Raw genomic sequence first — 1724 nt, 5'->3', positions numbered from 1 at the left:
GAGAGAGAGAGAGACGGTTCCTAGCTTGGTGGGCCGTTGGGGGGTGCGCTGATGGCACTCCCGCAGCTCCTGAACCGGCTTGAAGAAGCCGTCCCTACGGGCTTCATCGGCATGTGGTCCGGCTCCGCAAGCACCATCCCCACGGGGTGGGCGCTGTGCGACGGCACCAACGGCACCCCCAACCTGACCGACCGTTTCATCCTCGGGGCGGGGAAAGCCTATCAGCCCGGCGCAACCGGCGGCACGGCAACGGCTACCCCCAGCGTCGCCGCCGGAAGCGCCAAAACAGGCGTCAGCCTCACTACCGCCGCTCCCGGAGGGACTGCCGGAAACGCCGGAACCGGGATTGCCATATGGAACTGCGCACTGAACATCTGGACCGGAGCCGCAGGGACCGGGATCGGTATTCAGGGTTCGACGCTGGATGGGAATACGTTGCCGAGTCACCAGCACGCTCAGTACCAACCGCAAGCTTTCAGAGACGCCGCATGGTCTGAAGGCGGAGTCCAGTTTTTTAGAGACCCTGCATGGGTAGGTGCTGGAGCAACTGGCAACTCGTGGGCACACGGCCACGGCGTTTCCGACCCCGGCCATGCCCATGCGGTCGGCTCATCCGAGCACAGCCACGGCATCACCGACAACGGCCATACGCACGCGGTCACGACCGCTGCGCACGGGCACACCGTCACCGACGGCGGGCACACTCACGCGCTCACGGCGCAAGCCATGAACACCCTACCTCCCTACTACGCCTTGTGCTTCATCATGAAACTCTAGCCAGACTAGAAAGGATATTCTCCATGAAACAGCATGTCATCGTCGTCCCGTCCGACCGCCTCATCATCGTTGACGGCACCCCGCTGCAGTTCGACTTCCCCGCCCCTGAAAAGCTGCATGCCATCCAGTGGCATAATGGTACGGGCGAAATGGAATGGAGGGATGATATCAACCACCCCTTGACCCCTGCCGATTATGCGGAAGACGTCGCTCCATTTGTGGAACTGTGGGAAGCGGAAAAGGCCCGGCTTGAGGAAGAGGCCGCGGCAGCCGAGGCCGCCCGCCTTGCCGAATACAACAGTGTTGAAGCCACCCGGGGCAGGAAAGAGGAAGAGCTGGCCAATGCCTTTACAAAGGCGACCGCCACGGCCCATCTGACCTGTTCACTGGGCTTCGACATCGACGCCAATGATGCGGCTAACCGCAATGTCTCCGGGCTTGTCACGCTTATGGAAGCCGAAGGCGCGCCGGAAAACCTACAGTTCTGTGACTACAACAATGAAATCCATACGGTCACACTGACGGATCTGCACGTCATGCAGCAGGAAATCATCGCGAACGGCTCCGCACTTTATGCCCGCAAATGGGCTCTCAGGGATGCAATCAATATTGCCGCTACGACCGAGGAGCTGAACGCCATCACAATCTCTTTCTAGCACAGCATGAACTACTGGAAAAACCTGCTCATCGCTGTTGACCAGCTCGTCAATGCGCTCATCGGCGGCTGGCCGGACGAAACACTGTCCAGCCGAGCCTACCGGATGGCGGCAGACGGAAACCCGTGGGCGATGTACGCCATCGACGGGCTGGCCAACCTGTTTGGCGATGAGAACCACTGTGAAACGTCATTCAAATCCGAAAGGCTGCGCCTGCAGGCACCGCCTGAAACGAGGTAACCCCATGAGAGAGAGAGAGAGAGAGAGAGAGAGAGAGAGAGAGAGAGAGAG

Annotated in this window: 3 protein-coding genes; all 3 read left to right on the top strand. The window is 60.4% G+C overall.

Annotated elements, in window-relative coordinates; all coding sequences use genetic code 11:
• The first annotated feature begins 51 nt into the window (after positions 1-51).
• From HMPREF0178_RS00130 to HMPREF0178_RS00120, 3 genes are read left to right on the top strand one after another with little or no spacing between them, the layout of a single operon-like run.
• Positions 52-777, top strand: coding sequence for a hypothetical protein (locus HMPREF0178_RS00130; protein ID WP_009367867.1), 726 nt, complete (start codon positions 52-54; stop codon positions 775-777).
• Between the two features lie 23 nt (positions 778-800).
• Positions 801-1433 (top strand): DUF4376 domain-containing protein, encoded by a 633-nt coding sequence (locus tag HMPREF0178_RS20715; RefSeq protein ID WP_009367866.1) that lies wholly within the window; start codon positions 801-803, stop codon positions 1431-1433.
• 6 nt (positions 1434-1439) lie between these two features.
• Positions 1440-1673 (top strand): hypothetical protein, encoded by a 234-nt coding sequence (locus HMPREF0178_RS00120; RefSeq protein ID WP_009367865.1) that lies wholly within the window; start codon positions 1440-1442, stop codon positions 1671-1673.
• Positions 1674-1724: the final 51 nt, after the last annotated feature.

Source organism: Bilophila sp. 4_1_30, from assembly GCF_000224655.1.
In the GTDB taxonomy this organism is placed as follows: Bacteria; Desulfobacterota; Desulfovibrionia; order Desulfovibrionales; family Desulfovibrionaceae; genus Bilophila; species Bilophila wadsworthia.
The sequence above is the reverse complement of the archived record's forward strand: the minus strand, read 5'-3'. Positions and strand labels throughout refer to the sequence as shown.

Coding starts and splice junctions, on each gene's coding strand:
- HMPREF0178_RS00130 (WP_009367867.1), top strand. CDS start 52: ATGGCACTCCCGCAGCTCCTGAACCGGCTTGAAGAAGCCGTCCCTACG.
- HMPREF0178_RS00120 (WP_009367865.1), top strand. CDS start 1,440: ATGAACTACTGGAAAAACCTGCTCATCGCTGTTGACCAGCTCGTCAAT.
- HMPREF0178_RS20715 (WP_009367866.1), top strand. CDS start 801: ATGAAACAGCATGTCATCGTCGTCCCGTCCGACCGCCTCATCATCGTT.